The organism is Bacillus sp. mrc49 (genome assembly GCF_002803435.1).
Genome location: NZ_PHNG01000006.1, coordinates 1 through 686, shown reverse-complemented (window position 1 = coordinate 686; position 686 = coordinate 1). Strand labels below are relative to the sequence as shown.

Here is a 686-nt window from a genome sequence, read left to right as displayed (position 1 = left end):
GAATCATTGCGGTAGGTTGAGATATCGTCATTGGCGCGTTCCAGCACGGCGTCAATCTGCTGTTGCAACTGCTGTTTATTGACCGTGACGTCACCGCTGACCTTGACGCTGTAGAAGGTGCCCATGGTTTTGCCTTCAATGTCGATCTGTGGGCGGGTATCGGGGTCATTACAGGCGGCCAGCAAGCCGATCGTCATACTCAGCAACAGCCCTTTGGCAAAAACGTTAGCCATGAAAATATCCTTTGAAACAGTGAAAGGCGCTACAAATAAAGTAAAGCGCGGCAAATGAAAAGCAGTTAACGGTAAAAGAGCATTTTGCTGGCGTTGCCGCCGCGCTTGGGCTAACGTCTGGCTCCTGATCCCTGGTTGTTTTTTTGAAGCGCCCAACATGAGTTCAAATGCCGTTGCCCGGCTGGTTCAGCTGTTCCTGAAAGATCGTTTTTTGCATATTTTGCTGTTAGCCGGCGTAATGATGGCGGCCTTTAATCCGCAACAGCTGCCTGCGTTAAACAGTTTTATCGACTGGCGCACCATCATTACGCTGCTTGGATTGATGTTACTCACCAAGGGCGTCGAGGTCAGCGGTTATTTCGATTTTGTCGGCCGCAAAATCATCAATACGCTGCACAGCGAGCGGCGATTGGCGCTGTTTCTGGTGTTTTCCGCCGCGGTGCTGTCGTCATT

The 686-nt window shown here is 50.9% G+C and carries 2 protein-coding genes; one reads left to right on the top strand and one right to left on the bottom strand.

All coding sequences use genetic code 11. From position 1 onward, the window contains the following. A partial coding sequence (locus CVN76_RS31355) for a hypothetical protein (RefSeq protein ID WP_198512382.1) occupies positions 1-392 on the bottom strand: 392 nt, incomplete at its 3' end. Between CVN76_RS31355 and CVN76_RS00145 the strand changes: the two genes are divergently transcribed. Continuing rightward, on the top strand, positions 391-686 hold a 296-nt coding region (locus CVN76_RS00145), incomplete at its 3' end, for an SLC13 family permease (protein ID WP_198512381.1). The two genes, CVN76_RS31355 and CVN76_RS00145, sit on opposite strands and share 2 nt — an antisense overlap.